Origin of the sequence: Streptomyces canus (genome assembly GCF_030816965.1) — a bacterium.
Lineage (GTDB): Bacteria > Actinomycetota > Actinomycetes > Streptomycetales > Streptomycetaceae > Streptomyces > Streptomyces canus_E.
In genome coordinates this window covers 4,347,421-4,373,678 of record NZ_JAUSYQ010000002.1, presented here as the reverse complement: position 1 = coordinate 4,373,678, position 26,258 = coordinate 4,347,421, and the positions used below count along the sequence as shown (strand labels likewise).

General features: G+C 69.6%; 27 protein-coding genes, 1 tRNA gene and 2 pseudogenes. 14 read left to right on the top strand and 16 right to left on the bottom strand.

What is annotated here, in order from left to right:
- Positions 1-11 precede the first annotated feature (11 nt).
- Positions 12-2,141 carry a hypothetical protein gene (locus QF027_RS20940; protein ID WP_307076234.1) on the top strand — a complete coding sequence of 710 codons (2,130 nt, stop codon included), beginning with the start codon at positions 12-14 and terminating at the stop codon, positions 2,139-2,141.
- On the top strand, positions 2,138-3,019 hold the full coding sequence (locus QF027_RS20935; protein WP_306980028.1) for a hypothetical protein: 882 nt from the start codon (positions 2,138-2,140) through the stop codon (positions 3,017-3,019). The genes QF027_RS20940 and QF027_RS20935 overlap by 4 nt, the downstream gene beginning before the upstream one ends.
- Positions 3,020-3,037: 18 nt before the next feature.
- Here the strand turns inward: QF027_RS20935 and QF027_RS20930 are convergent, their stop codons facing one another.
- Positions 3,038-3,577: a hypothetical protein gene (locus QF027_RS20930; RefSeq protein WP_306980030.1), complete on the bottom strand. Its 540-nt coding sequence runs from the start codon at positions 3,575-3,577 to the stop codon at positions 3,038-3,040.
- A 100-nt stretch (positions 3,578-3,677) separates the two neighbouring features.
- Here QF027_RS20930 and QF027_RS20925 point away from each other — a divergent pair, with 100 nt between their 5' ends.
- Positions 3,678-4,727 (top strand): OmpA family protein, encoded by a 1,050-nt coding sequence (locus QF027_RS20925; protein WP_307076231.1) that lies wholly within the window; start codon positions 3,678-3,680, stop codon positions 4,725-4,727.
- Positions 4,728-4,848: 121 nt separating this feature from the next.
- Complete coding sequence (locus QF027_RS20920) at positions 4,849-6,033, top strand: hypothetical protein (RefSeq protein ID WP_307076229.1); 1,185 nt, start codon at positions 4,849-4,851, stop codon at positions 6,031-6,033.
- 332 nt (positions 6,034-6,365) lie between these two features.
- Here QF027_RS20920 and QF027_RS20915 read toward each other — a convergent pair.
- The 4 genes from QF027_RS20915 to QF027_RS20900 form a co-directional block, all read right to left on the bottom strand.
- A tRNA-Arg gene (locus QF027_RS20915) sits at positions 6,366-6,438 on the bottom strand.
- Between the two features lie 744 nt (positions 6,439-7,182).
- Positions 7,183-7,917 carry an SDR family NAD(P)-dependent oxidoreductase gene (locus QF027_RS20910; RefSeq protein WP_307076227.1) on the bottom strand — a complete coding sequence of 245 codons (735 nt, stop codon included), beginning with the start codon at positions 7,915-7,917 and terminating at the stop codon, positions 7,183-7,185.
- 328 nt (positions 7,918-8,245) lie between these two features.
- Positions 8,246-9,262 (bottom strand): hypothetical protein, encoded by a 1,017-nt coding sequence (locus QF027_RS20905; protein ID WP_307076225.1) that lies wholly within the window; start codon positions 9,260-9,262, stop codon positions 8,246-8,248.
- 114 nt (positions 9,263-9,376) lie between these two features.
- The gene (locus QF027_RS20900) at positions 9,377-10,201 is read right to left on the bottom strand and encodes an SDR family oxidoreductase (RefSeq protein WP_307076223.1); all 825 of its coding nucleotides are present in this window, start codon (positions 10,199-10,201) and stop codon (positions 9,377-9,379) included.
- A gap of 93 nt (positions 10,202-10,294) precedes the next feature.
- Between QF027_RS20900 and QF027_RS20895 the strand changes: the two genes are divergently transcribed.
- The gene (locus QF027_RS20895; RefSeq protein WP_307076221.1) at positions 10,295-10,915 is read left to right on the top strand and encodes a TetR/AcrR family transcriptional regulator; all 621 of its coding nucleotides are present in this window, start codon (positions 10,295-10,297) and stop codon (positions 10,913-10,915) included.
- Here QF027_RS20895 and QF027_RS20890 read toward each other — a convergent pair.
- The 6 genes from QF027_RS20890 to QF027_RS20865 all read right to left on the bottom strand — a co-directional run bounded on the left by QF027_RS20890 (position 10,905) and on the right by QF027_RS20865 (position 15,193).
- Positions 10,905-11,261 carry an MFS transporter gene (locus QF027_RS20890; protein ID WP_373432503.1) on the bottom strand — a complete coding sequence of 119 codons (357 nt, stop codon included), beginning with the start codon at positions 11,259-11,261 and terminating at the stop codon, positions 10,905-10,907. The genes QF027_RS20895 and QF027_RS20890 overlap by 11 nt on opposite strands.
- A gap of 206 nt (positions 11,262-11,467) precedes the next feature.
- Positions 11,468-11,758: a DUF4190 domain-containing protein gene (locus QF027_RS20885; protein WP_307076216.1), complete on the bottom strand. Its 291-nt coding sequence runs from the start codon at positions 11,756-11,758 to the stop codon at positions 11,468-11,470.
- Between the two features lies 1 nt (position 11,759).
- Positions 11,760-11,924 carry a hypothetical protein gene (locus tag QF027_RS20880; RefSeq protein ID WP_307076214.1) on the bottom strand — a complete coding sequence of 55 codons (165 nt, stop codon included), beginning with the start codon at positions 11,922-11,924 and terminating at the stop codon, positions 11,760-11,762.
- Between the two features lie 238 nt (positions 11,925-12,162).
- A complete protein-coding gene (locus QF027_RS20875) occupies positions 12,163-13,179 on the bottom strand; it encodes an NAD(P)/FAD-dependent oxidoreductase (protein WP_307082440.1) in 1,017 nt (338 codons plus the stop codon).
- Between the two features lie 68 nt (positions 13,180-13,247).
- Complete coding sequence (locus QF027_RS20870; protein ID WP_307076212.1) at positions 13,248-13,391, bottom strand: alpha/beta fold hydrolase; 144 nt, start codon at positions 13,389-13,391, stop codon at positions 13,248-13,250.
- Positions 13,392-13,561: 170 nt separating this feature from the next.
- Positions 13,562-15,193, bottom strand: coding sequence for an MFS transporter (locus QF027_RS20865; RefSeq protein ID WP_307076210.1), 1,632 nt, complete (start codon positions 15,191-15,193; stop codon positions 13,562-13,564).
- A gap of 258 nt (positions 15,194-15,451) precedes the next feature.
- Here QF027_RS20865 and QF027_RS20860 point away from each other — a divergent pair, with 258 nt between their 5' ends.
- The gene (locus QF027_RS20860) at positions 15,452-16,072 is read left to right on the top strand and encodes a TetR/AcrR family transcriptional regulator (protein WP_307076208.1); all 621 of its coding nucleotides are present in this window, start codon (positions 15,452-15,454) and stop codon (positions 16,070-16,072) included.
- Between the two features lie 192 nt (positions 16,073-16,264).
- A complete protein-coding gene (locus QF027_RS20855; protein ID WP_307076206.1) occupies positions 16,265-16,537 on the top strand; it encodes a hypothetical protein in 273 nt (90 codons plus the stop codon).
- Positions 16,538-16,717: 180 nt separating this feature from the next.
- On the opposite strand, the gene QF027_RS20850 is transcribed toward QF027_RS20855, so the two are convergent.
- Together QF027_RS20850 and QF027_RS20845 are read right to left on the bottom strand one after the other, a co-directional pair.
- Complete coding sequence (locus QF027_RS20850; protein WP_307076204.1) at positions 16,718-17,368, bottom strand: TetR/AcrR family transcriptional regulator; 651 nt, start codon at positions 17,366-17,368, stop codon at positions 16,718-16,720.
- Between the two features lie 258 nt (positions 17,369-17,626).
- Positions 17,627-17,994, bottom strand: a pseudogene (locus tag QF027_RS20845) (GH32 C-terminal domain-containing protein); the annotation flags it as partial.
- 42 nt (positions 17,995-18,036) lie between these two features.
- On the opposite strand from QF027_RS20845, the gene QF027_RS20840 reads away from it, so the two are divergent.
- Positions 18,037-18,213, top strand: coding sequence for a hypothetical protein (locus tag QF027_RS20840; RefSeq protein WP_307076202.1), 177 nt, complete (start codon positions 18,037-18,039; stop codon positions 18,211-18,213).
- Positions 18,207-18,453, top strand: a pseudogene (locus QF027_RS20835) (IS5-like element IS4811 family transposase); the annotation flags it as partial. The gene QF027_RS20840 and the pseudogene QF027_RS20835, both read left to right, overlap by 7 nt.
- 63 nt (positions 18,454-18,516) lie before the next feature.
- On the opposite strand, the gene QF027_RS20830 reads toward QF027_RS20835, so the two are convergent.
- The 3 genes from QF027_RS20830 to QF027_RS20820 form a co-directional block, all read right to left on the bottom strand.
- A complete protein-coding gene (locus QF027_RS20830) occupies positions 18,517-19,239 on the bottom strand; it encodes a methyltransferase domain-containing protein (protein ID WP_307082438.1) in 723 nt (240 codons plus the stop codon).
- Between the two features lie 494 nt (positions 19,240-19,733).
- Positions 19,734-20,228: a hypothetical protein gene (locus tag QF027_RS20825; protein ID WP_307076200.1), complete on the bottom strand. Its 495-nt coding sequence runs from the start codon at positions 20,226-20,228 to the stop codon at positions 19,734-19,736.
- A 270-nt stretch (positions 20,229-20,498) separates the two neighbouring features.
- Positions 20,499-21,122, bottom strand: coding sequence for a TetR/AcrR family transcriptional regulator (locus tag QF027_RS20820; RefSeq protein WP_307076198.1), 624 nt, complete (start codon positions 21,120-21,122; stop codon positions 20,499-20,501).
- Between the two features lie 125 nt (positions 21,123-21,247).
- Between QF027_RS20820 and QF027_RS20815 the strand changes: the two genes are divergently transcribed.
- The 5 genes from QF027_RS20815 to QF027_RS20795 all read left to right on the top strand — a co-directional run bounded on the left by QF027_RS20815 (position 21,248) and on the right by QF027_RS20795 (position 26,104).
- Positions 21,248-22,066: an oxidoreductase gene (locus tag QF027_RS20815; protein WP_307076196.1), complete on the top strand. Its 819-nt coding sequence runs from the start codon at positions 21,248-21,250 to the stop codon at positions 22,064-22,066.
- 280 nt (positions 22,067-22,346) lie between these two features.
- On the top strand, positions 22,347-24,023 hold the full coding sequence (locus QF027_RS20810; RefSeq protein WP_307076194.1) for an FAD-dependent oxidoreductase: 1,677 nt from the start codon (positions 22,347-22,349) through the stop codon (positions 24,021-24,023).
- 11 nt (positions 24,024-24,034) lie between these two features.
- Positions 24,035-25,492: an ATP-binding protein gene (locus QF027_RS20805; protein WP_373432502.1), complete on the top strand. Its 1,458-nt coding sequence runs from the start codon at positions 24,035-24,037 to the stop codon at positions 25,490-25,492.
- The gene (locus QF027_RS20800) at positions 25,489-25,839 is read left to right on the top strand and encodes a UBP-type zinc finger domain-containing protein (protein WP_307076190.1); all 351 of its coding nucleotides are present in this window, start codon (positions 25,489-25,491) and stop codon (positions 25,837-25,839) included. Before QF027_RS20805 ends, QF027_RS20800 begins: the two co-directional genes overlap by 4 nt.
- Positions 25,840-25,864: 25 nt before the next feature.
- Positions 25,865-26,104: an alpha/beta fold hydrolase gene (locus QF027_RS20795; protein WP_307076188.1), complete on the top strand. Its 240-nt coding sequence runs from the start codon at positions 25,865-25,867 to the stop codon at positions 26,102-26,104.
- The last annotated feature ends 154 nt before the right edge of the window (positions 26,105-26,258 follow it).

Sequence of the window (26,258 nt, the reverse complement as noted above, 5' to 3'; positions counted from 1 at the left end):
GTGCGTGAAACATGGACGACAAGATCGAACCCGTGAGCGAACGCATGGACCCGCTTCCGGCTGAGCCGTCCGCCGATGAGGAGGAGGCCGCATCCACACCCGCCGGCACGGAGACGACCGACGAACAGGTCGATCACATCCGGCAGTTGCGGGAACGGGGCCTGGCGCAGACAGTCATCGACGGGGGAGTCAAGGCGAGAGCCGTCGGCTTCGGCAGCGGTGACGCGGCCGGGACGATCTACAAGAACTACTACGGCACCCCGGCCGTCGACCCTGTCGACGGCCGGGTCCCGGAGGACGACCTGGACCGGCTGCGCGAGCTGTACGTGGCACCGGCCGCGCACATCGCTCTGGTCGACCACCTGACCAGACACGGGATCGCGGTGCTGCGTGGAGCCCCCGGCTCGGGGCGTTACACCACGGCACTGCTCGCCGTGCGGCAGGCGATGGACACCGGCGTCGTCGTCCTGGACTCCGAGGCGGGCGTGCGTCGGCTGGTGACGGACGAAAGAGGCCTTCAGCCGAGCCGGGGCCACGTCATCGAGGGCGACGGCACGGAGTGGGCGAACGAACTGCGCCCGCAGCTGCTCATACGGCTGCGAGCAGCGACGTACGGCCGTTCCCCACTGGTGATCATCGTCGACGACCACGTGCCGGTCGGAGGTCTGACCGGGCACGTGGTCGAGCACGAGGTGGCGGACGGGATGCCGTTTCAGGTGCTGGAGCGGCATCTGACGGTGCTGCTCGCCGACCGGCCGCTGGACTGCCGCAAACTGTTGGAACACGAGGGCCTGCGGGAAGACCTGCGCGGGCGCAGGTCCATGGCCGAGGTCGCTGGCCTGGCCGGTCAACTGGCGCGGCGGGTGCGCGACAACGACGACGTCGACCAGATCGTGCAGGGGCTGGGAGCCGAGCTGCGGGCCAAGGCGGTGAGGCTCCTCGGACCGCCGCAGAAGAATGCGGCCGACGGGGCCGGCAGGCAGCAGCTGTCCCTGTGGTCGCACGCGTTCCTGCTGGCCTGTGTGGTGCTCGACGGTACGACGCTGAGCCGGGTCAGTCGGGAGTCCCACCGGCTCGCGGAGCTGCTGCACGGGGTGCGCTCACCTTCCTCGGTCCCGGCGATGCCGCTGTTCGAGGAGAGCGTGCGGGACTGGCTCGACCACTCCGACGTGGAGTTCACCGACCGGACCGGGCAACCGGTCGGGTCCCGGCACCCGGAGTGCCTGGTGCGGGTCAGCCAGCCCGGTCTCGGTGAGGCGGTCCTGGAGGTGCTGTGGCATGACCACAGCGGGGCCCGCGGCCCCCTGCTGGAGTGGCTGGACAGCCTCGCCGTCCGAGGTGAGGAGGACATCCGGGTGTCCGCCGCTCAGACGGTCGGTCTGCTGGCGACCTTCGACTGGGCCTACGTACACGAGGAACTGCTCGTACGTTGGGCATCCGAGCGAGGGGAACACGCCGACCGGCGGCGGTTCGCGGCGGCCTGGGCACTGGAACGGGCGGTGACCGATCCGCTGCTGGCCCCCCGGGTTCAGCGCCTGCTGTCGCGCTGGTCCCAGCGCCGTGACTTCCAGGCGTGCGCCCAAGCCGCGTACGGCACGCGGATCGGTGCGAAGTTCCCCGCGGAGGCGCTGAACAGTCTGGAGCGGATCGCCGGGGCGGGTATGAAGAGCGTGTGGGCCGCGGTACGGGAGATCTACGCGGCCGGATCGCGAGCCCAGGTGCTGGAGCGGCTGGCCCAGTGGTCGGCCTCGTCACGCCACTGGCTGCGCGACGACGCGGCGAAGTGTCTCCAGGGGCTCAGCAGATTCCGTGGCGAGCGAGCGGTCACCGCTTTCCTCAAGGAGCCGGGGCCCCGTGAGCATCTGCTGCTGCTGAGCCGGCGGACCCTGCTCAGCAGCAGCCGTACACACCGCCAGTGCGGCTGGAACTGCATGCGGCTGTGGGTGGAGCGGGCCGGGGACGAACCGGGCCTCGACGAGCTGGTGGCCGAGTTCTTCGCCGAGTTGCCCGAGCCAGACGTCGAGGGCGACCGGCTGCGGGAGCGGCTGCTGTTCCACCTGCGGCTGTGGGGTCATCAACTCCCCGACGGCGACACGGCCCTGCATATCAAGTCCCTTCTGGAGGAGAGGTGGTCGATGTGACCAGCACATCGCGTCGTGGCCCGTTCGCCTGGCTGCGAGGTCTGTTCGGCGGTCGACCGGAGCAAAGGACGCCCTTCGCAGCCGTGACGGTCGAGGTGCCGGAGATCGCGTCGGTGCATCGCAACTCGACCGTCAGGTTCGAAACCCCCGCCAAGGGCGACGGGTTCGGCTTCCAGGTCGAGATCCGCTGTGACTGGTGCGCCGAGGGGCGTCTCGACGATCAGACGCTCGGCCGTGCCCTCGACGGCTATCAGGCGGTCATGCCCCAACGACTCACGGAGCGAGTCCGTGATATCGCCCGCCGCTACGAGCCGTTCCGTGCCGAGGAGGCCGAGCGCGCCGTCAACGACCACCTGAGGGAGGGGGAATGCTTCGAGAACGGGCTGGTGAGCTGTCGTACCGTCGCCTATCTCCAGCCCGCGCCGGAGGTACTGGAACAGCAGCGCAAGGCGGCCCTGGAACTCCAGGACATTGAGCACCGGTACGCGAAGTCCGCGCTCCATGTACGGCTGCTGAGCGAGGTCGCCGAGAAGTGGCGGGCGTTCCTTGCCGGCGGGTTGGCCGGGGTGCGGCAGAACGATGACGCGCTCGCCTGGCTGACGCCATGGGCGGTGCTGCTGGCCGAGCAGCCGGACAAGGCGGCCACCGAGGTCGGTGAGATGTTCCGACAGCGGCAGAACCAGGTCGACGGGTTCGTCAAGCTCTTGGAGAAGCAGTCGAAGGCGTATCAGGCGCAGGATCTCTTCGAGTTCGTCGCCACCAACGAGCGTCAACTCGGCCATGCGATGCGGTTGTTCGGCCTTCCTCTGCCGGGCGAGCTGGACTCCGGACGAGAGCCGGCTGAGCCGCTGCCCCGGGCCCGGCCGACCCGGGAGTGAGACAACGGCGCGCGGGGATCAGGCCAGCAGCGGACCGGTGAGGAAGGACAGCCCGGCCGTCACCGCCATCAGCCCCGTCCAGACGACACACCTGGCGATGTACCGGTGCTTGGTCATCACCACTTGGGCGAGCACCGGGATCAGCTGCCAGATCTCCTTGCGTTCAACGGCCTCGTCCGCCGGCGGAGCGGTGCCGTCGGCGATGGCCAGCAACGGCAGACTGAACCTGTTGGGGGTGGGCGGCGGCCCCAGACGGGGGCGGAGAGCCTGGACCACGCAGTACACGGCGGGCAGGAACGTCGCCACGTGCAGCAACAGCAGGACGGGTGTGGCCCAGGCGCCGGGCCCGCCCCGCTCCCACGCCTCGCGCATCACGCCGCCCTGCGGTACGGCCGCGGCCATCAGCCCCGCTTGCACAGCACCGAGGATGCCGACCTTGGTGTCGGCGAACTGGGCCGACGCGTGGAGTGACGTGTAAACGGTCAGCCCCGACCGGAGATCGGCACCTTTCTCCTCTCCCCCGGTGGCGTTTCCGGCGGACGGATTGGAACTGGGCACGGAGGACCTCCTGGCACCGAATGGTCGAGGACTCCAGTAATTCCCCTGTTTCCGCTTGAGAACAGTCATAAATATGCATTTCCCTTTATTGGAGACCCCAGTGAGCCTCTTGACCCCAGCACGCCCCAGCCGGCTCCTCGCCGCGGCGTTGGCGCTGACCGCCGTCCTGGCGGGCAGCGGTTGCGGTGCGTTCGACACGCCCGAAGTGCGGCCCTGCGCCTGGCTGGACCGTAGCTCCGACGACGCGAACGACGCCCAGGAGCGGACCATCGTGCTCGTGGACCGCAGCCCGTCCGCCCGGCCGGACCGAACCACCCCGCCGGGGGACCGGGTGCCGGACTGGGCGACCACTGTGCTGGCCGCTCGGGAACTCGCGCCCCCGGCGTTGGAGGGCGGCATCCTGTCCGTCGCCGGCTTCGACGGCACCAGGGCCACCGTCAGTTGGGCGGTGGACCGTGTGTTCGTCACGCCCGTGAAGGGCAATGACACGCTGAAGAAGGACCGGCGCGACGGCCGGCGCGACTGTCTGAGGCGACGGCTGCGGCAGTTGGCCGCCGAAGCGCCGAGCACCGATCGAACCGATGTGCTCGGTGCGCTCGCCGCGGCCGACGACCAACTCATCTCAGAGGGTGGCCGCCGCCGGATCGTCGTGGCGACCGACGGGCTGACGAACACCGGCTGCGCCGACCTGCGCTCCGCCGGGTTCGACGGCACGGCGGAGATCAAGGAGGCCGTGGAGCGCTGTCGCAAGGCAGGCGAACTGCCCGACCTGACGGGCGCTGAGGTGACCCTCGTAGGCATAGGCCACGCTGCCCGGGGCGAGGCGCCGTCCTCTCCGCAGACCGCCTGGCTGGCACAGAGCGCGCTGGACGACGCCGCCCGGCGAATCAACGACCTCGATCCCGTCTCGGTCGCCATCTCCGGCCACACCGACTCACGCGGCAGCGAACAGCACGGCAGGCAGCTCTCGCTGGCCCGCGCGCGGGCCGTCCGGTCCGCCCTCGCCGAGCGCGGGATCACGGTGGCGTCCGCCCGTGGCTACTCCGACGACCGGCCCAGCTGCACCCCTGAGTACCACGACGGCGTACCGGACTACGCGGCCATGGCGTGCAACCGCCGTGTGGAAATCACCGTGACGGTGCGCCGCTGACCGACCCGACTCCGCCCGCAGCCGTTCGAGAAGCACATCGCAGAAAGGGACGTCACCCATGTCCCAGACCCATCGAGGCATCCCCTGCCACCACGGCTGTGGATGCGACATCCGACACCTGGTGAAAAGCGCGGAACACGGTCCCGAACGGGACCCGGAACACCTGGACAACGGTGAGATGCGGATGCTGCTGCGCGCGGCCCGCGAGGTCGCCGAACTCGTCGGCCACAACCGCGAGCAACTCGCCGCTGCCCGGGCCCGAACGATCGACGCCCACGCACGGACCGAGGAGGCGGTCCAGTCGCTGGCTCGTTTCGAGGCTGCAGCTTCTCTCCGGACAAGCCGAGTGGCCCACGAGGCAGTCGAATCCCGCCACGCGGAGGACGGCGCCCACGACCGGCGCCGCCGCGACATGTGGATACGGGTCCTGCGCTGGCCGGTCATCGCCGCCATGGCCCTGTTCGACGCGTGGTACTTCATGCGGGTCTTCCAGTACCTCACCACCAGTGAGGAGACGGTCTCACTGGCCGAGCAGACGGTCTCCTTCCTGCCCGGTGTCGTCCTCGCCCTGGCCCTGATGCTGTCCGGCCACGCGATCGCGGCCCCGCTGCACCGGGTACGCGAGTGGCTGCACGCTCTCCGCGACCGCCGCCCGGGACTGTCCTTGCTCGGTTCGCTCGCCCTGCCCGTCCTCTACCTGGCCGCCGTGTTGTCCACGGTCACCGTGTGGGCGGTACTGAGGGCCCGTGACACGGGAATGGAGGAGGTCGAGGGCGCCCGCTACGCGCCCGGCTGGGTCGCCGTACTGATGCTTGTGCTCGCGATCACCGCCGTGGCGATGAAGGTCGTCGCCCACAACCCCTACGCGGACAGCGCGGCCGAGGCCCGCCGTGGCCTGCTGCGGGCCAGGCTGACGTATGCCTGGCTGGTACGGCGAGTCGGCGATGCCTTGCGCGAGCATGAGCGGGCGTGGAGCGACCTGTGCGCGCTACGCGATGAACTGGCCTCGCAAGTACGCCTGGAGAGCATGCGCGTCTGGGAGGCGGCCATCCTCACCGCCCGCATGTTCCACGGTCAGGCCGGCCACCTCCCGCCCGCTCCGGCCGCCTCGCCCGGCGGAGTGGAGGCGCAGGCGCCGACAGCCGCGTGGGTGGCGCCGCTCTTCTCCGGCGTGGTCGAGCCCCCACCCGAGCTCGGTCCCTTGGTCGAAGCCCACCGAATCGCCGTCACCTGCGCCCCGACCGAGCTGCGGGCCCGTCGCACCGAGCTGATCAGCCGCATCGACTGTCAACTCGGCCCGGTATGACGTCGGCCGGGAACCGCCGCGGGAGCCCGCGTCGACTCCGCGTCAGCCTGATAGGTGTCCGGCCGGGTGCTGCGGGTCCTGACCGCATCCGAGTCTTGGAGAAGGCATCTCAGGCAAGGCCTCTCCGAGAACGCCGTACCCGAAGCGGAGCCCGAGCCCGACGATGCGGAGGATCCCGGCCGAAGTATGTGCCGGATGGTGCTGATCTTTAAGCAGAAATACCGGAGCCTGGCGATCCGTCCGCTCACGCAAACGGCCCCGGACGAGGAGTCCGAGGCCGAATAGGACCCCGCCCCGGGGGAGAAACCCCAGGTCAGAGCCGTAACGCGTTGTGCCCCCGGCAGGATTCGAACCTGCGACACCCGCTTTAGGAGAGCGGTGCTCTATCCCCTGAGCTACGAAGGCGGGGGCTTGTAGAAAACCTTGTTGAAAATCCAGGGTGTGGATCTTCGACGAGGAGCACAAGCCCGCTGGTCAGATGTGGTGCGACGCTCTCCGCAGAGTCACCTGAGCAGACAACGCGACGTACCAACGGCTGACCAGTCATAGCGTAGCGGATGCGCGTCGGCGAGAGTCCTCTGTATAGGGACAGGAGGGCAGGAAGGCGAGCTGGAGTGCCTCTGACCTGCCGTGCCTGTGGCTCGCAGCGCATGACTGGCGGGCGTTGAGGGAGCAGGCGCCGAGGGCGGTTGGACCGTTCTGCTCCCTGTGTCAGCTTGTGGGGCTGCTTGCTGCCGCCTCGGGTCGCCTGGCCTGACAGGCCGCCCCTTGTGGGTGGAGGTAGCCGCCTCATGCGCTGCCCGCAGGCCGGGGCTCACATTTCGCTGGTGCGAACCAGGCTGTGTCGCCGTTCGCGTTAGACCTGGTCCGCGAGGCTCAGCAGGACCTTGCGCGTGGAGCCCCATGTCAGCGCGTCGAGCATCCGCCGAGATGCTCGATGTGGGCCAGCGCAGAAGGACGCGCCCGAACCCCGTCGGAGACTCTGCGACGCATTGACGTGACCCGCCAGCCCCGCGTACACGCTCAGCTCGGAAGTGCCTAAAAGGGTCCATCCGACGAGGTGGAACCGTGCAGCTTCGCCACGAGGACGTCTTCGGCGCGGTCGCGGTCGGCAAGCCTGCAACCGCTGTGGCCGCACATTCTGAAGATTCAGATCGCTGTGTTGCCGCCATCTACCATTAGCGTTGTACCGGTGACGAAACTCGCTTCGTCACCGGCGAGGAAGGCGACGGCGGAGGCAATCTCGGCCGGTCGGCCGACCCTGCCCATGGGGATCCTGTCACCGTTCTCACGCAAGCCTTCGGCTGCACTCTTGCCGCGGTCGGCGATGCCGGAAAGCAGCATCGGCGTCTCTACATCGCCGGGGGCGACGGCATTCACACGGATCCCCTGGCGCGCATGGTCTATGGCAAGCGCCCGGGTCATCTGCACCACGGCGCCTTTCGAGGTGCAATAGGCGAGCTCGCCGCGTCCGGCGACAAAGGCCCAGTCGGAGGCGATGTTGACGACGGCACCGCCGCGTCCATCGGCATCAAACTGCGCGATCATGTGACGCACGGCGGCGCGAGAGAAGCGGAACACCGCCACTACATTCACCGCCATGATCTGGGCGAAGTCATCATCGGAAGTCTCGAGCACCGTGCCGCTGTGCACGATGCCGGCATTGTTGACGAGGATGTCGATCCGGCCGAACCGCGTTACGGTCTCCTGCACCAGCGCGTCGGCAATGCCGGGCGCGGTCACGTCGCCAGCTATGAAATCCGCGCCGAGCTTCGGCTCGCGCTTCTCCCGGATGGCGGTGAGTCCCTCCTCCACGTCGCCGGCGCGTCGCCGGAGAAGCTCGAACTGGCGCACCGGCTCGGCGCGACCCGTACGGTGCTTCACTGGGCGATCCTCGCCCGGGCGAGGTGCGGGTCCGGCTGCGGGCCAGCGGTGTCTGCCACTCCGACCTGCACTCCCGTGACGGTGCGCGACGGGCTGCTCGGCTGACCCCCGCGCCGGACACCCGGGACCGCCGGGTACGAGGTTCCGTACGACGCCGGCGCCTCTGTGTGAGCGCCACATCGAGGCCGTCGTCGCCGCACGTCGACAGAGGTTGCTTCCCTTGGGTGGGCGTCGTGGCCCCTCGGGCCGATGGGCACCCAGCCCATCACTCGAAGGGTCACCTGATCTCCGCCCGCACTGGTCGACACGCAACCGGCCAGGGCGCTTGTCAGGCTAGTGCGGCCGCGTTCTTGCGGCTCTGCACGATTTCGTTCAGGCGCGCGGTCTGCTCGTCGACGGCATGTGGCCCGTTGCCGGTCAGGACGCCGTGGGTGTCGTCCCGGATGACCAGAACCTCGGCCATGTTCTCGGTCACGTCGACCTCGTAGTCGGCGTCCTTGAGCGCCACGTCGACGAAGAAGGCCAGACGGGTCTCCTCGCCGAGGATCTTCGGGTAGCCGCCGTCGAGGATCTGCAGCTCGCCGTGCTCGGGCACGGTGGTGATGTGGGCGCCCTTGAACGCGTGGTCCTCGTTGACGCTCACCTTGCCGTTGGCGTCGACACGGTACTTGGCAGACGTCATCGCGACGGGCGCGTGGCAGATCAGCGAGATCGGGACGTCGTTCTCCCGCAGCTGGTGGAGCAGCTCGCCGACCAACGGGTTGTCGTGGAAGTCGATCATCGGTGCGTGGCCGCCCGGCGCGTGCATGAAGTCGAAGCCGGCGAGCGAGAAGTCGTCCGCTGCGTCGCGGTGCCGGGCGAGCAGTTCCTCGATGGAGTACCACTTGTGCTCCGGCAAGGCCTCCAGGCTGGCGACGAGGTCCTCACGGATGGAGCCGCCCTCCTTGTCGGTGTTCGGCAGGTTCGGGGAGACCGGCATCCGGCCGAGGTGGCGGCGCAGGAGGGCGAGCTCGGCGTCACGGCGGGCGACCAGCTCGGGGTTCTTCTCGCGCACCTCTTCGACGCTGTACTGCTCGTTCTGCATGGCTACGCGCATGCTGTCCGGGCCGAGGCTGGCGCCGCCGTGCATGCCGAGCGCCATGCCGTTGATGTCGAGCGTGGGGACCTTGCCGTCCGGCGTCGCGAGAACGAAGTCGTGAGTGTCCTCGTACTGGGCGAGAACGGCGGCCAGCTCGACGAGGAACCAGCCGATGGTGATGCTGCCCCCTTCCGGCTTGGTCAGCGGCAGCTGTGACCCGGACGAGACGACGATGAGTGCCTTGGGGCGGGTGCTGTCGTTGGTCATGAGGGTTCTTCCTTGCATCCGCTGTGGTTGTGGTCGCGGCGCATCAAAAGCGCGCTTGCGGGGGGCGTCGAAGACCCGGTCGGGTCGACGGCCAGAGGCGTACCGCTGCTTACTTCAGGCCGGGTTGCCCTGGGACAGGGTGGAGACGTCGGCCCAGTCCTGCCAGGTCTTGAGGCGCTCGGCATACACGGGGGGAAGCAACTCCAGGCCCGCGGTGCCGAAGAAGACGCGCAGCGGCGGGGCGTCGGCGTCGACGACCTTCAAAAGCGCCGGCCCGGCCGCGGCGGGATCGCCGATCTTCATGTTCCGCCAGCCCTCGGCCACGGCCGCGCGCACGCCGTCGTAGACGGGCAGCTGCTCGGCGAAGCTGGCGGAGGCACCGGCCCAGTCGGTGGCGAAGCCGCCGGGCTCGACCAGGGTGACCTTGATCCCGAATGCGGCGACTTCCTGGGCGAGGGACTCGGTCAGTCCTTCCAGGGCCCACTTGGAAGCGTGGTAGCCACCGAGGTTGGGGAACGTGGTCACGCCGCCGATGGTGGAGATCTGCACGATGTGGCCGCTGCCCTGCTCGCGCAGCAGCGGCAGGGCGGCCTGGGTCACCCACAGGGCGCCGAAGAAGTTGGTCTCCATCTGGTCGCGGACCTGCTGCTCGGTCAGCTCCTCGACGGCGCCGAACAGGCCGTAGCCGGCGTTGTTGACGACGACGTCCAAGCCGCCGAAGTGCGTGTGCGCCCGCTGCACGGCCTCGGTGGCGGCGGCCTTGTCCGTCACGTCCAGGATCAGCGGAAGGATCGCCTCGCCGTGCGCGGCGACCAGGTCCTTCAGGGACTCGGTGTTGCGGGCAGTCGCCGCCACCTTGTCGCCGCGCTGAAGGGCCGCCTCGGCGAACTGACGGCCGAAGCCACGCGAGGATCCCGTGACGAACCAGATCTTACTCATGGAAACACTCCTACTCGAAACGAGGGGTTATGAAGAGACCGTACACCTGCATGAGACTCAGTATCAAGTTGAGCTGTCGTGTATTCTTGAGGCATGACTGACTCCGCCGGGACTTCCACCCGCTCCGCCGCCAAGCCCGGGCTGCGTGAGCGCATGCGTGCGACCATCCGGGCGGAAGTCACAGAGGTGGCGCTCAGGCTCTTCATCGAGCAGGGCTTCGACCGGACGACCGTCGACCAGATCGCCGCCGAGGCCGGGCTGTCGCGCGCCAGCCTGTTCCGGCACTTCGGAACGAAGGAGGACATCGTTCTGGTCGACCTGGAGGAGATCGGCCGCCAGATCGCCGACACGCTCGCCGCCCGGCCCGACGAGGAGCGGCCGTGGGAGGCGCTGCGCCGGGCGTTCGACGTGATGACGCGCATGAACGAGGCGGCACCCGAGCACACGCTCAGCTATCTGCGAATGCTTCAGGAGACACCGTCCTTGCGCGCCCGGCACTACGAGAAGCAGCTGGGCTGGCAGGAAATGATGGTCCCGGAGATCGCACGCCGACTGGGGACCGGCCCCGATCATCCCGAGGATCCCCGGCCGACTGCTCTGGTCGCGGCCGCCCTCGCCTGCGCGGACGCGGCATCGGCGGGCTGGGTGACCTGTGAGGGCACTGTGCCACTGGCCGTGCTGCTCGACCGCGCGATGGGCGCCCTCACGGAGTAGCCCCCGCACATACCGCAGCGAGGGCGAGGACGGCGAACACGTACTGCCACCCCAGGTGGTGGCCGAGGACGTCGCCCAGCGGGGCGCCGGCCCATAGCGCGGAGAGCAGTCCGGATCCCACGAGCGCGAGGTGGGTGGCCCGTCGGTTTGCGGGAGCTGTGGCGCTGCAGAGTGCGTAGATCGTCGGTCCCGTGCCGGCTGCGGCCGCTCCGGCGACGACTCTGGCCACCACAAGCAGCGGGTAGTTCGGCGCCAGGGCCGTGGCGAAGTTGGCGAGGGTGAACAGCAGGAGCGAGACAACGAGCACTCGCCTGCGACCGAGGCGGTCGGCCAGCCTGCCGAGCAGTGGCGCGGTGACGAGGTAGGTCCCGGGGCGGTTTGACGTGCAAGATCCACCTCGCCGGTGAAGGCGGGTGCCGCCCCATGGCCTCCGTACGAAGTGGCGACGTTCACTTGTACGCCGACATCCCTGCACACGCCGACCACGAGCGGCACAAGGCCTGCAACTCGCAGACGCTGGTCATTTGTCAGACGCGAACTGCCCGACGGTCTTCAAATGCTCCAGGAGACGGTGCCGTCGGCGGTGACCAGGATCGCCAGGACGGCTAGGTCGGTGATGCCCAGTGCCATACCGAACCAGGCCCGCCCTTGTCGCTTCGTCCCGTTCCACAGGGCGATGGTGGCCAGCACGATGGCGGTGGGGCCGAGGAAGATGTTCCCCACCAAAAGACCCGGTAGGCCGAGGATGAAGGAGGCTACAGCCATGCTGTCGGCGTCCCGGCGACGGTCCGTCCTTATGGTTGCAGTGAGCGGAGTTGTCTTTTCCGGTGCGGTCAGCTGCATGTCAGGCGTCTCCTTCGCTGCGTCCGGATCGGTGTTCGCGCACCATGAAGATGGTCAGCCAGATGGCGATCAGGGCCCCGGCGATCAAGCTGACGGGTATGGGGATGTGGGCGACGGAGCCCAGGAAGAGCCCCAGGAGCAGGAGCGCGAAGACGATGAACACCATGGCTTGCCTCTCAGCGCGTGATGGTTTCTCGTTCGGGGTGGGTCGGCCGCTCGGGAAGCCGAGGATGTGGAGTCATCGAGGCGGGCGAGGAAGTCGAGGAGTGTGGCGTTGACCTCGGCGCGACGCTCCTGCTGCTTGTTTGCTGGGCATGGCTGAAAGCCGTCTGGAATCTGATGGGTTTCCTCACCGGTGAAGGTGAGGCGAGTGGGTGACGGGCTGAGATCTCAGGGCTTCGAGATCATCGTGTGGCCGCTTTGGGGCTTTCCTCGGCGATCGCCTGGAGGGCCGCGTCGGTGTCCGCGATGGCCAGCATCCTGTTGATGTCGGCGCCGGCCAGTGCGCCGGCCGCTGCGGAGGCCCCGACCTGGGCGACCAGATCGGTGGCGTTGCCGGCCACCCACACACCCGGCACCTCGGTGGTGCCGGCGATGCCGGAGGCGAAGCCGCGGCCCGTCGGCAGGTCCTGCACCGGCAGGCCCAGGCCTTCCAGGCCCTGGGTGCGGGCCTGCATCGGCGAGGCGACCGCGAGGACGCGGCGGGCCACGACCTGGCCGTCGGCCAGGCGCACCCCGGCGAGGGCACCGCCGGTGTCGTTGACGACCTCGGTGACCGGGGTGTCGATGACGCGGATGCCGCGGGCGGCGAAGCGGGCGCGGCTGTCCTCGTCCAGGTCGGTGCCGTGGGTGAAGTAGGTCAGGTCGTCGGTCAGCTGACGGAACAGATACGCGTGGTTGATGGAGGCGGGGCCGGTGGCGAGGATGCCGATGGGCTCGTCGCGCACCTCCCAGCCGTGGCAGTACGGGCAGTGCACCACACTGTGTCCCCAGTGCTCGGCGAGCCCGGGCACCTGTGGCAGCACATCCGTGAGGCCGGTGGCCACCAGGATGCGGCGGGCGGTGATGTGGCGGCCGTCGGCCAGGGTGACGGTGAACCGCAGGTCCCCGTCCGCCGACGGGGCGGCGGACTCGGCCGAGACCACCTCGCCGTGGATGACGCGTCCGCCGTACTGGCGCACCTGCTCCCGGCCCCGTCGAAGGATCTCGGACGGCGGGGTGCCGTCCAGGGCGAGCAGGCCATGTACGGCCTCCGCAGGCGCGTTGCGCGGGGAGCCGCTGTCGATCACGACGACCGAGCGGCGGGAACGGGCGAGGATCAGTGCGCCGTTCAGCCCCGCGGCGCCCCCGCCGATCACCACCGCGTCGACGGTCCCCTCGGCCAGAGCGTCGCTCGCGTACAAAGGAGTCGCCACAGCCATGGCCTCCTGCCTTTCCTTGTCCGTCATGGTTGGGTCAACCCTTCGAGTTCTGGGTGGTTGGAGGGGGGTCAGCTGTTCAGGAAGCCCACGATGTGGTCGGCGACCGTCTTGGGCTGTTCGAGGTGCGGGAAGTGCCCTGCGCCGGGTACGACGACGCGTTCGAGGCCGTTCGTGTACAGGTCGTCCATGCCCTCGCTCAACTCCACGGACATGCAGTCGTCGTCGGCCCCGTGCAGGTAGAGCGACGGGACGGTGAGGGCGCCGAAGACCCGGGCTTGCAGGGCTTGGGCCGCCTCGTCCGCAGGGGGCGATCCGGCGGAGGCGGTGCCCGGCGAGCCGGTGGACGCGTCCCCGGCGATCCAGTGGACGCTCCGTCGGCGGTCTAGCGGGTGGACCCGGTGTGCTCCCGCACAGTGGCCGCCTCGCTCGCCGTCGTCCCGGCTCCCGGCTCGGCGCTCTGCTTCGCGAACCCGCGCCGGCCCGGCAGGACCGCGAGGACGATCAGTGTTCCGGCGGCCATGATGATCCCGCCGATGAGGCTGGTCTGGGCGACGCCGTGGGCGAAGGCCTGGTGGACGGCGTCCACGGCGGCCTGGGCCTGCTGGGGCCCGGCGGCGGGATCCTGCGCGACCCGCTCCGCGACGGCCAGGCCGGCGCCGACCGAGTCCTTGGCGGTCTCCATCGCCTCCACCGGGAGCCGGTTGCCCACCAGGTCGGTCAGCTCGTCCCGGTAGGCCGTGCCCAGCAGCGAGCCCAGCACCGCGATGCCCAGCGCCCCGCCCAGCTCCAGCGCGGTGTCGTTGACACCGCCGCCGACACCCAGCTCGGACTCGGGGAAGGAGCCCATGATCGTGTCGGTCGCCGGGGAGATGGCCAGTCCGAGCGCGAGGCCCAGCATCATCAGCGGCGCCAGGAAGTCCCCGTACGTCGACCCCTTGTCGATCTGGGTGAGCAGGAACATGCCCGCCGTGCCGATGGCCATGCCGGTCACGACCATCACCTTCACCCCCAGCTTCGGGGTGAGCATCCCGGTCAGCGCGGACCCGAGGAACACCGCACCGCCCAGCGGCAGCAGCCGTAGGCCCGTGTCCAGGGCGCCGTAGCCGAGGACGAACTGCAGGAACTGCGTCGCGTAGTAGATCACGGCGAACATGCCGAAGAAGAAGAACATCACCGCGAGCATCGAGCCGGTGAAGGGCCGCAGCGCGAACTTTCGGACGTCCAGCATCGGGTGCGGGTGCCGCAGCTCCCAGGCGACGAAGGCGACCAGACCGACACCGGCGACCACGGCGGCGGTGACGGGGCCGGCGCCCCAGCCGGAGTGCGGGCCCTCGATGGCGGCGTAGATCAGGGAGCCGACCGTGACGATCGACAGCAGACCACCGACGTAGTCGATCCGGCCCATGCCCTCCGCCTTGGACGGCGGTACCAGGGCGAGCGCGCCGAACACGGCGAGGACGGCGATCGGCACGTTGATCAGGAAGGTCGAGCCCCAGGCGTGGTCCTCAAGCAGCCAGCCGGAGACCAGCGGGCCGACGGCTACCGCCACCCCGGAGGTCGCGGCCCAGGCGGTGATGGCCTTGGCCCGCTCGCTCCGGGGGAAGGTCGCGACCACCAGGGACAGCGTGGCCGGCATCACGACCGCGGCACCCACACCCATGATCGCGCGGGCCACGATGACCAGCGAGGTCTCGTCGACCATGCTCCCCATCACCGAACCGGCGGCGAAGACCAGCAGACCCACCACCAGCGCACCGCGCCGGCTGTACTTGTCGCCGATCGCGCCCAGCACCAGCATCAGCGCCGCGTACGGAACGGTGTAGGAGTCGACGACCCACTGCAGATCACTGCTGCTCAGGCCCAGGTCGGTGGTCATGTCGGGGGCGGCGACGATCAGCGACGTGTTCGCCATCACCGTGATCAGCAGGCTCAGGCACAGCACGAGCAGCGCCCACCAGCGCCGCGCGTACGGCCCGGTCATTTTCTCCACGGGGGTGTTCGCAAGAAAGGGCATCAGTAGCTCCTGAGAGGGACGGGGCGGATGAGCGGAAGCACTTAATTGCCCATCGATGTGCACACTAGTTTATTGCCCCTCGGTGTGCAACTATCGCGATGGCTCCCTTCTTCCACCCACCTTCGAGGTACCGACGTGACCAGCCGACCAGCACGAACGCCGACGTCGAGGCCGAAACGGTCTCCGGTCCGGCCCCACGAGACGCCGCCCCCTCCTACTCCGACTTCGTCCCCCTCGCCGACTTCGACCTCGACTTCGGTGCAACGTCGGGACGCGCGGGCCACCCGTGCCCGGATCCTCGACGCGGCTCGGCGGGAACTGACCCGCGACCCCGACAGCAGCCTGGAGGACATCGCCGGTGCCGCCGGTGTGGCCCGGCGCACCGTGTACGTCCACTTCGCCGGCCGCGCCGCGCTCGTCGAGGGCCTGGCCGCCGAGGCCGCGGAGGCGATCCGGCGCGCCGTCGTGGGTGCCCCGGCCCCGACCCCCGACGCCGTCGCGGACCTGGCGCGATTCGTCCTCATGGTGTGGCCCGTCGGCGACCGCTACCGCACCCTGATCCGGCTGGCCCGCGGCCAGGACCTCGCACGCGCACGCGTCGACGAACTGCTGACCCCCGCCCGCGACATGGCCGCGAGGGTCTTCGCCCACGGCCGCCAACAGGGCGTCTTCCAGACCACCGTCCCGCCCGACCCGCTCGGCCGAGCCATCGAGGCCCAACTGGTGGCCCTGCTCGACTGCATCGACCGCGGCCTGTGCTCCGACGACGGCACCGGCGCCGCCACCGCCGCCCTCATCGCCGCCGGAGTCGCCCCGGACACCGCCATCGCGAAGGTCGATCAGGTACGGAAGTCCATGTCGCCCCCGAGTCCCGTCTGAAACCCCTTGCCCGTACCCCACTCGCACTCACGCATGTCCGCCCCCAACTCCCTGTCCCCCGAAGCCCTTTGGAGGAGGGCCGATGTACCGCCCCCGCCCCGAGCACGACCGTGACCAGGAGTGCGAGTTCTCGTACTCGCACGAACCCGCCGACGGCTCCGACCGCCCGCTGCCGGTGACCGAACTCGCCCTGTGGATGGACGGGTTGACGAAGTCGGACGACGACAGCGAGGCCGGGCCCGCTCGGCGGAGGCGACCGTCTTCCTGTCGTACGCGGACCTGTCCGACGCCCTGGGCCTGGAACTGACCCGGGGCTACGGTTCCGACCGGATCCGCACTCGCGTCCTGACCACCCTCGGCTTCGAGGTCACCGCGACGACGACCGTCTCTGCGGCCTCCGGCAACCGTGTCACCTTCAAGGACTTCAAGGTCGCGGGGCCGCGTCGCCCTGCCCGAGGCCGATGAGACGTTGCCCGGCCAGGTCTTCGCCGAGCCGGTCGCGCCGCGGAACATTCCCGACGGCCTCCGACTGCGCTCAGTCACCACCACGGAGCAGGGCCTCACCGCCCACTTCTGGGCAAGTCGGTCACCCTCCGCCGCGACGACGCCCGGGACACCTCGTCGAACGAGTCGGCCGGAGAGAAATCAGGTGCCGTGCGCCGGAAGAGCCGTAGCCATCGCCGACGCAACCTCCTCGACCACCGCGCTCGCCCGATCCTCCGGCACGCCGGCCGCGATGAGGGTGGCCGTGGCGATCCGGTGCCCGTCGTCCTCCAGCGCGCCGGTGTTGACGGACTCCACCAGAGCTACGATCAACGCCATCAGGCCTGCGCTCTGCACGGCCGGCGGCAGATGGGAGTGGAAGACGCCGTCCCGCTGCCCGCGCTCCAGGATCCCGATGGCGGCCTCCCGGGCCGGCGCGAGCACCTCGGCGAAACGCTCGGCCCCGAGGTCCCGCCGGGTGAGCGCCACCAGCATGCGGTAGCGGTCACCCACGGGCCACATCCGGAGTACCATCCGCGCCAACGCCCGCTCGGCCGACTCCCCCGGCACCGTCCCGGCCTCCACCGTATTCCGCAACGTCTCGGCGGCTTCCTCGGCGAGCGCCTCCAGCAGCGCCGCCCGCCCCGGGAAGTGCCCGAAGAGGGTGCGCCGGACGACCCCGGCGGCCCGCGCCAGCTCCTCCAGCGTGACATCGGGGTTCCGCCCCAGCTCCTCACGGGCCGTGGCCAGGATGCGCGCCCGGTTGGACCGCGCATTACGGCGCTGCGGCTCGCGGGCCACGGGCTTGCTCACGGAGAACCTCGCAGCATCGACGGACGGACGAACGGCCCCTCATTTTGTCACGCCGAGCCGAAGCCCCCGTATCACGCCCCAGCGGCCGCTGCCTCACGCGGGACCCGCCCCACCTCATGGCCCCGAAGCTCGGCCGACGCGGAACCGAGCGCGCCCGGTGCGGCCCTCGCGCTTGTTCCTCGACGAGAGCCCCGGCGCGCCGGGCGCCGCCGCCGACCTCGTCCGTCGCGGTCATCCCACCGGCCACCCCCCTTCGGATCAGACCGCGAACTCCCGGATCACCATGTTCCGGAACACCGCCTGCCCGTCGATGGTGAGAGGGCCAGCCCGGTGTCGGACGGGTCGGGGAAGACCACGGTCGAGTGCGCGTACCGGCCGTCGTCGACGAACATCTCGACGGACGTGCGGTCGACGAGGACGCGCAGGCGGACCGTGCGGGCGGACAGGTCGAAGGGCGTCCGGTTCTCCTGCCAGCGGTCCGAGGCATCGGGGCCGGCGGTGTAACCGCGGTTGACGAAGGCGTAGTCGCCGTAGACCCCCACGTCGACGTGCCGCCCGCCGTCCGCCGGGCGCCGCAACTGCAGCCCGGCACCCGTCAGTTGGTCCCAGGTGATGTCGCAGGTCAGTCCTTCTGGTCCCTGTCGGGAACGCCTTGCCGGCGTGAAAACATGATCGCGGCGCCCGTCCGCCGACTCCGGTACGTCGTCGGCGATCGGCGCGGACGCCAGGTCGCGCCACTGCTCGTGCGGATCGGGATCGTCGCCGTCGTACTCGACGACCAGGCGGAGGCCCGCCGTGAACTCGCCGAGCTGACCGGCCGTTCGACCGGGCCGGTGACAACCTGACCGTCAAGCCGGTCAGCCGCCCCAGGACGCCTCTGGCTTCGTCGTGCTGCCCCGCCGCTGGGTCGTCGAGGTCGCTCGCGTGGATGATGCACGCACGCCGCCATGCCCGGGACTACGAACGGCTCATCCAGTACTGAGACCCTGATCGTCTGGGCCGTCATCACCCTCTTGACCAGGCGTCTCGCACGGAAGGGGGCCACCCCCAGCTGGCCAAGGAAACCCACATCGGCCACGAGCGCCTGGCAGGCGTGGTCGCCGTTCCCCGGTCAAGCGGATCCCCGCAGCCCGTGCTCCATCTGCTCTCTAGGCGGAGGCGGCAGCCACGAAGAACGGAATGGCGATGAGGAAGCGGTCGGCCTCGGCGCGTCGGTGCTGTTCGGCGAGCCACTCATCGGCCTGGTCACGGCCGACGGCACCGCTCATGCAGGCCGACTCGGCGAGCCCGGTGAGCAGCGACAGCATCGCGGGATCGGTGAACACGCTGGTGTGCACCTCGACGGTGACGTCGTTGAAGCCGCCGTCCAGGAGCAGGTTGCGGTACTGGCGGGCGGCGCGGGGCGTGCCCAGGAGGTCGGCGCGGGCGTGCACGATCGTGCGGGTGAGCGCCGCATCATCAGAGTCGACCATGATGGCGTCCCAGTCCTGCCCGACCAGGACGATCCTGCCGCCCGAGCAGAGGACGCGCCGCGCTTCCGCCACCGCGCGCCATGGCTCCTGAAGTGCGTGGAAGACCTTGTCGGCACGGTAGCCGCGCACACTTCCGTCGGCGAACGGCAGATCCTCCGCCCCCGCCTCCCGGAACTCGGCCGCCGGCCACCGTTTCCGGGCCGCGGCCAGCATCCACGGATCGGGATCCACGCCCACCGCGTGAACGCCACGCTCGGCCAGCTCGGCGACGGCCCGCCCGGCACCGCAGCCGACGTCCACGACAGACGAGCCCGGGACAAGAGACAGCAGCTCGTAGGAGCGGGCCCGCAGCAGGCTGGCGCTCGGCATCTGGTCCATCGCGTCGAGGAGGGCCAGCATGGCCTCGGTGCCGCGGTGCTTTTCCACGAAAGGAGTCGTCACAGCCATGGCCTCCTGCCTTTCCTTGCCAGTCATGGTTCGGTCAACCCTTCGAGTTCTGGGTGGTTGGAGGGGGGCAGTCGTTCAGGAAGCCCAGGATGTGGTTGGCGACCGGTGCCCTGTGCCGGGTATGACGATGCGTTCGAAGCCGTTCGTGAACAGGTCGTCCATGCCGTCGCTCACCTCCACGGAAAAGCAGTTGTCGTCGGCCCCGTGGAGGTAGAGCGACGGGACGGTGATGGCGCCAGGCGTGCACGCAGCCTGTCCGGTGAGCTCAGGACGGTTGTGTACTGAACAGTCAGAAACCTAGGTGGTTCTGTACTGAGTTGTCAAGTGCGTCGGACGGTGGTGCCGGTGACCACGGCGACCACGGCGGGCGCGTTCACGGGCCGGGGTCGGCCTTGACCGTGTCCTGCGCCGAGACCCCTCGCGAAAGGCAGGGAAGCCCATTGCCGTCAGCTCGGACGGACCATGTGGTCCTGCGCGGTCGTGCAGCCCGTCGTCTTGGTCTCGACGTCGGACACGGGCGTGATGTCCGGCAGCAGGTCGGGGGTGAACCTCGCAGACCTGTGGCTGGCGCGGCTCGAACTGGAACCCCTGGGCGGTGACGAGCGGCCGGGTGCGCGGTGGTGGCCGTGGGCCTGGGCGATCCTGCGCGTCAGCGGGGTGGTCGCCTGTGCCTGGGCGATCCTGCGCGTCAGCAGGGTGGTCGCCTGTGCCTGGGCGATCCTGCGCGTCAGCAGGGTGGTCGCCTGTGCCTGGTTGTGGTCCCGGTTGTACGGGGGCGTTCGCCTCGTGGGTGAGCAGGACGTCAGGTTGACGCTCGCGCAGGATGGCGATGATCGGACCGGTCGCCGACTCGTCGACGCCCAGCGGGAGTCCGTACCGCTGCCCGCATCCGCGGGGACGGCACCCACCTCTACGAGGGCACCGAGGCGGAGCACTGGCACGAATTCCTGCACGCACGGTCCGAGTTGGCGGAGCGGCGGCCGAAGTACCACTGTCTGCCGGCGGCGAGGCGTTCGGCGACTGACCGTGCAGTTCAGGCCCGGCGACACCGTGCATGTGGTGGAGCAACTCGACTGGATGCGGGTGCAGTTTTTCGGCCAGCCGCCCGGATGACCGCCCGGCGGCGGGTAAACCTGCGGGCCGTGTCTCCGCGGTGTCGAAGTGGGCCGGCCGCATCAGATGCCTGTGCAATGGGGCCGGCCGTGGCCTTGTCAGTGGTGGCGCGGGCGAGGCAGCAACGCGAACGCGCTCTCCGCAATCGAGGTCAGGCGGGCGGGACTGTGGCCGTACGCGCCTACGACATCGCTCCCGCGGATGACGGTCAGCAGAAGGTACGCAAGGTCGTCGGGATCCGCGTCGGGGTCGATGTCGCCGTTGCGCTGGGCCGCTCGCACACACTCGGCCACCGCCGTCCGGACTACGGAGAAGCAGTCGCTGGCCAGGCGTTTCACCTCGGGGTCGGAGGCGCCGATCTCCAGGGCCATCTTGGCGGCGAAGCAGGCTGCGGCCGTCCGGTCGGGGGCGGGGGGTACGTCGGGGGCGAGTGGCACCCCGTGGACGGCGCGGAGCAAGTAGGCGTGCAGTCGTTCCAGGGCGCCCTCGTCCGGTCCGTCGAGCATCTTCCGCGGACCCTGCCCCAGCCGGGCGAAGTAGCCGGTCATCGCCTGCAGCAGCACGCCGTGTTTGCCTTCGAACGCGGCGTAGAGGCTGCCGCGGCCTAGGCCGGTGGCGGCGCTGATGTCGTCGACGCTCGTGCCGTTGTAGCCCGTGGTGCGGAACTGCCGCTCGGCGGCATGGAGGACGTGGTCGGGGTCGAAGTTTCGTGGTCTGGCCATACATCGAAGGTAAAGCCGACCCACCCTTCTTGACAAGTCAGTACAGAACCATCTAGGTTCCTGACTGTTCAGTACACAACCACCCCGGGCTCGTGTTGGTCATGCCCACAACCGAAGGAACCACCATGCAGACAGCAGCTTCCCCCGTGGCCCTCGTGACGGGCGCCTCCTCCGGGATCGGGCGGGCGGCAGCGCTCGCCCTCGTGGGCGCCGGCTTCGCGGTGGTCGGCACGAGCCGCAACGCGGCGAAGGCCGAGCCGCTCGCCGGGGTGACGTTCCTCGATCTCGACGTGGCCGGCGACGAATCGGTCCGCGCCCTGGTCGGGGAGGTGATCGATCGGTTCGGCCGGATCGACGTCCTGGTCAACAACGCAGGCGTGGGCGCGGTCGGCGCCGGCGAGGAGAGCTCGATCAACCAGGCCAAGGAGGTCTTCGACATCAACGTCTTCGGCCTGATGCGGATGACCAACGCAGTGCTGCCCCACATGCGCGCCCAGGGCAGTGGCCGCGTGGTCAACGTCTCCTCGATGCTGGGTCGGATCCCAGCGCCCTTCATGGCCGTCTACGCCGCCACCAAGCATGCGGTCGAGGGCTACGCCGAGTCCGTCGATCACGAGCTTCGCGAGTACGGCGTCCGGATGCTGCTGGTCGAGCCGACCTACACACGCACGAGTTTCGAGGCGAGCAGCATGGCACCCGACTCGCCCCTGCCGATCTACGCCGCACAGCGGGAGGTCTCCCGAGACGTGCTGGCCACGGCCTTGCGCAACGCCGACCACCCGGACGTTGTCGCGAAGGTGATCGTCGCGGCCGCCACCGATTCCAAGCCCAAGCTCCGCTACACCGCCGGCTCGATGGCCGCACGCGTCAGCCTCCTACGCCGGATCGTGCCCTCGCGCGCCTTCGACAGACAAGTCCGCAAGCTCAACCGACTGGCCGGCTGACCGCAGTACACCCGGCTCCTGAGGAGTCGCACGTGTCCAAAACCAGAGACACCGAAGCCGGCATCAGCATCTGTCGTCCGACCGCTCTTGGAGAAGGCTGACGCACATGGAGTTCGAACACGTCACCTTCGACCTGCCACACGGCACCCGAGTTCATGGTGCTCGGCTCGCGGCGGAGCTGACCGGAGCGAAGCAGGGCGACGAACATACGATGGCTGAAAGGCGGCGCGGCACCGAGCCCGCGCCGAGCAGTGATCCGATCACTCGGGGTGGGAGACATATGGCACAGGCCGCGGACGCTGCGCGGACCGTCATCATGACCGTGGACGACGATCCCGGGGTGTCCCGGGCCGTCGCCCGTGACCTGCGACGGCGCTACGGCAAGTCGTACCGGATCGTGCGCGCGGAGTCCGGCGAGTCCGCGCTGGACGCGCTGCGGGAGCTGAAGCTGCGCGGTGATCTGGTGGCGGTACTCCTGGCCGACTACCGGATGCCGCAGATGAACGGCATCGAGTTCCTCGAACACGCCATGGACGTCTATCCCGGCGCCCGCCGCGTACTGCTCACCGCCTACGCGGACACCGACGCGGCGATCGACGCGATCAACGTCGTCGACCTCGACCACTATCTGCTCAAGCCCTGGGATCCCCCGGAGGAGAAGCTCTACCCGGTCCTCGACGACCTCCTGGAGGTCTGGCGGTGCAGCGACTACCGCCCAGTGCCCGCCACCAAGGTCGTCGGGCACCGATGGTCGGCCCGCTCGTCGGATGTACGGGAGTTCCTGGCCCGCAACCAGGTGCCGTACCGCTGGTACTCCACCGAGGAACCCGAAGGGCAGCGGCTCCTCGCGGCCTGCGGCCAGGACGGGGAGCGGCTGCCGGTCGTGATCACGGCGGACGGTACGGCGCTCGTCGAGCCGGAGGTGCCCGAACTGGCCGCGCACGTGGGCCTCGCCACGACACCCACGGCCGACTTCTACGACCTGGTCGTCATCGGCGGCGGGCCGGCCGGGCTGGGCGCGGCCGTGTACGGGGCCTCGGAGGGCCTGCGCACGGTGCTCGTGGAGCGGTCGGCGACCGGCGGGCAGGCCGGGCAGAGTTCGCGGATCGAGAACTACCTGGGCTTCCCGGACGGGGTGTCCGGCGGCCAGCTCACCGACCGGGCGCGACGCCAGGCCACGAAGTTCGGCGCCGAGATCCTCACCGCCCGTGAGGTGACTGGCCTGGAGAGCAGCGGGGCGGCGCGGCTCGTACGGTTCGCGGACGGGTCGGCGATCGCGGCGCACAGCGTGATCCTGGCGACCGGTGTGTCGTACCGGCGGCTGGAGGCGGCGGGTGCCGACGAGTTGTCGGGCCGCGGGGTGTTCTACGGGTCCGCGCTCACCGAGGCCGCCGCCTGCCAGGGCCACGACGTGTACATCGTCGGCGGCGCCAACTCGGCCGGCCAGGCGGCGATGTACCTGTCCAGGGGCGCCAAGTCGGTCACCCTGCTGGTGCGCGGAGAGGACCTCACCGCGTCGATGTCGCACTACCTGATCCAGCAGATCGCCCAGTCGCCGAACATCTTTGTACGGGCCCACACGGTCGTCGAGGCAGCGCACGGCGACAACCACCTGGAACAGCTGACGTTGCGCGACACGACGAGCGGGCAGACCGAACTCGTCGACGCGCAGTGGCTGTTCGTGTTCATCGGCGCGGCCCCGCTGACCGACTGGCTGGACGGCACGGTACTGCGGGACGAGCGCGGGTTCATCCTGGCCGGCCCCGACCTGACCGCCGACGGGCGGCCACCGGCGGACTGGGGGCTGGACCGGCCGCCGTATCACCTGGAGACCAACCTCCCCGGCGTGTTCGTCGCCGGGGACGCGCGCGCGGAGTCCGCCAAGCGGGTCGCTTCCGCCGTCGGAGAGGGAGCCATGGCCGTGATGCTCGTACACCGATATCTGGAGCAGTCGTGAGCGGGCGGCTGATGCCGTGCAGCGCGGCGGAGATCAGCTCGCTGTTCCTCTTCGAGAAGCTGAACGCCGAGCAGCTCGGCAGGCTGTGCAGCGAGGGACGGATCGAACTGTTCGACCCCGGGCCGGTGTTCACCGAAGGTGACCCGGCGACCGACTTCTACGTGATGATCGAGGGCACGGTCGTCATGTCCCGCCGGGTCGGCGCCGACGACATCGAGGTGAGCCGCACGTCCCAGCCAGGGGTGTACGCGGGGGCCGTGATGGCGTTCCTCTGGGACGGGAAACCGCAGCGGTACATGAACTCGCTGCGGGTTTCGGAGCCGACGCGGTTCTTCGTCCTGCCCGCCGAATCGTTCGCGAACTTCATCCACGAGTGGTTTCCGATGGCGGTCCATCTCCTGGAGGGGATCACCCTCGGTTCGCAGACCTTTCAGCGGGCCGTCGGGCAGCGCGAACGGCTGCTGGCGCTGGGCTCGTTGTCCGCGGGTCTCACCCATGAGCTCAACAACCCGGCCGCGGCGGCCGTACGGGCCACCTCGTCGCTCAGGGACCGGGTCGCGCACATGCGCAACACGCTCGGCGTCATCGCCTCGGGCCCCCACCACGGCGACGCCCTGAAGGCCCTGGTCGACCTCCAGGAGCGTACGGCCGAGCGGGTCTCCAAGGCGCCGGCACTGAGCGCGCTCGAAGCGTCCGACCGGGAGGACGAACTCGCCGACTGGCTCGACGACCACGGTGTCCAGAACGGCTGGCAGATCGCGCCGACCTTCGTGCAGGGCGGTCTCGACGTCGACTGGCTGGAGCAGATCGCGGCGGCCGTCGACGAGCCGGGAATCCTGCAGAGTGCCATCGAGTGCCTCAACTACACGGTCGAGGCCGAGCTGTTGATGTCCGAGATCGAGGACTCCACCACCCGTATCTCGCACCTCGTCGACGCCGCCAAGCAGTACTCGCAGCTGGACCGCGCGCCCTACCAGGTCGCCGATGTGCACGAACTCCTCGACAGCACGCTGCTGATGCTGTCGGGCAAGATCGGTCCACAGGTCAAGGTCGTGAAGGAGTACGACCGTTCGGTGCCGAGGATTCCGGCCTACTCGGCCGAACTGAACCAGGTGTGGACCAACCTGATCGACAACGCGGTCTCCGCCATCAAGGGCGCGGGCGGCGAAGGGACGTTGACCGTACGCACCGCTCTGGTGCACGACCGGCTGCTGGTGGAGTTCCGCGACACGGGCCCGGGAGTGCCGGCCGAGATCCGCGGCCGGATCTTCGACCCGTTCTTCACCACCAAGCCGGTGGGCGAGGGCACCGGGCTGGGGCTCGACATCTCCTGGCGGATCGTCGTCAACAAGCACCATGGTGACCTGAAAGTCGAGTCCGTACCCGGCGACACCCGCTTCCAGGTGCTGCTCCCTCTCACCGCCACCGACCCCGATACCGTCCCCGACCCGGCCCAGGAGCCCTCATGACCAAGGACACCGGCATCGACCCGGGCGTCCCGCCCAGCGGTGCCGGATGCGTCGACTGCGACGCCGACGGCGGCTGGTGGTTCCATCTGCGGCGCTGCGCCCAGTGCGGTCACATCGGCTGCTGCGACGACTCACCCGCCAAGCACGCCACCGGCCACTTCCGGGCCACCGGCCATCCGGTGATCCGCAGTTACGAGCCGGGCGAGGCCTGGTTCTGGAACTTCGAGACGTCCGAGCTCTACGAATCCGGTCCGGCCCTGGCGCCCCCGGCTAGCCACCCGGCCGACCAGCCTACGCCGGGACCGGCGGGACGCGTGCCGGCGAACTGGGCGGACACGCTGCGCTGAGCCTGGCCGACCAGGACTGTCAGTGGTGGATGTCAGGATTCATCTGTGCCGCAGAACCTGTTCGGCACTCCACTCATCGACCGATCGCGATGCCCTCCTGCAGCTCCACGGTGCCGACGACGGCTGCATCCTCCCCGCGCGGGTCGACGACCGACATCGGTTCGCCGCCCCGCACGCGCTGGAGGTCGTCCCCGATGTCGGTCACTTCCTGCACATCGAGGCCCCCGAGGCGATCGCGGAACGGATCGCGGCATGGGCCGAGTAGCGGATCACTCGGCCCTCGCGGCGAGACCACCGGGATGGGCGGCGCGGGGCGGACTCTGACATGGCGTTGTTGCGGACGGCGGGATGGGGCGGATCTCCGCCCGGCGACCAGCCATGCAACCGTCAACCCGGTCGGTCAGAACCGTCAGGTGAAC

Coding starts and splice junctions, on each gene's coding strand:
- QF027_RS20885 (WP_307076216.1), bottom strand. CDS start 11,758: ATGCAGCTGACCGCACCGGAAAAGACAACTCCGCTCACTGCAACCATA.
- QF027_RS20940 (WP_307076234.1), top strand. CDS start 12: ATGGACGACAAGATCGAACCCGTGAGCGAACGCATGGACCCGCTTCCG.
- QF027_RS20800 (WP_307076190.1), top strand. CDS start 25,489: ATGACCAAGGACACCGGCATCGACCCGGGCGTCCCGCCCAGCGGTGCC.
- QF027_RS20830 (WP_307082438.1), bottom strand. CDS start 19,239: ATGCTGGCCCTCCTCGACGCGATGGACCAGATGCCGAGCGCCAGCCTG.
- QF027_RS20810 (WP_307076194.1), top strand. CDS start 22,347: ATGGCACAGGCCGCGGACGCTGCGCGGACCGTCATCATGACCGTGGAC.
- QF027_RS20870 (WP_307076212.1), bottom strand. CDS start 13,391: ATGTCCGTGGAGTTGAGCGAGGGCATGGACGACCTGTACACGAACGGC.
- QF027_RS20865 (WP_307076210.1), bottom strand. CDS start 15,193: ATGCCCTTTCTTGCGAACACCCCCGTGGAGAAAATGACCGGGCCGTAC.
- QF027_RS20840 (WP_307076202.1), top strand. CDS start 18,037: ATGATCGCGGCGCCCGTCCGCCGACTCCGGTACGTCGTCGGCGATCGG.
- QF027_RS20815 (WP_307076196.1), top strand. CDS start 21,248: ATGCAGACAGCAGCTTCCCCCGTGGCCCTCGTGACGGGCGCCTCCTCC.
- QF027_RS20805 (WP_373432502.1), top strand. CDS start 24,035: ATGCCGTGCAGCGCGGCGGAGATCAGCTCGCTGTTCCTCTTCGAGAAG.
- QF027_RS20880 (WP_307076214.1), bottom strand. CDS start 11,924: ATGGTGTTCATCGTCTTCGCGCTCCTGCTCCTGGGGCTCTTCCTGGGC.
- QF027_RS20905 (WP_307076225.1), bottom strand. CDS start 9,262: ATGACCAACGACAGCACCCGCCCCAAGGCACTCATCGTCGTCTCGTCC.
- QF027_RS20875 (WP_307082440.1), bottom strand. CDS start 13,179: ATGGCTGTGGCGACTCCTTTGTACGCGAGCGACGCTCTGGCCGAGGGG.
- QF027_RS20895 (WP_307076221.1), top strand. CDS start 10,295: ATGACTGACTCCGCCGGGACTTCCACCCGCTCCGCCGCCAAGCCCGGG.
- QF027_RS20820 (WP_307076198.1), bottom strand. CDS start 21,122: ATGGCCAGACCACGAAACTTCGACCCCGACCACGTCCTCCATGCCGCC.
- QF027_RS20900 (WP_307076223.1), bottom strand. CDS start 10,201: ATGAGTAAGATCTGGTTCGTCACGGGATCCTCGCGTGGCTTCGGCCGT.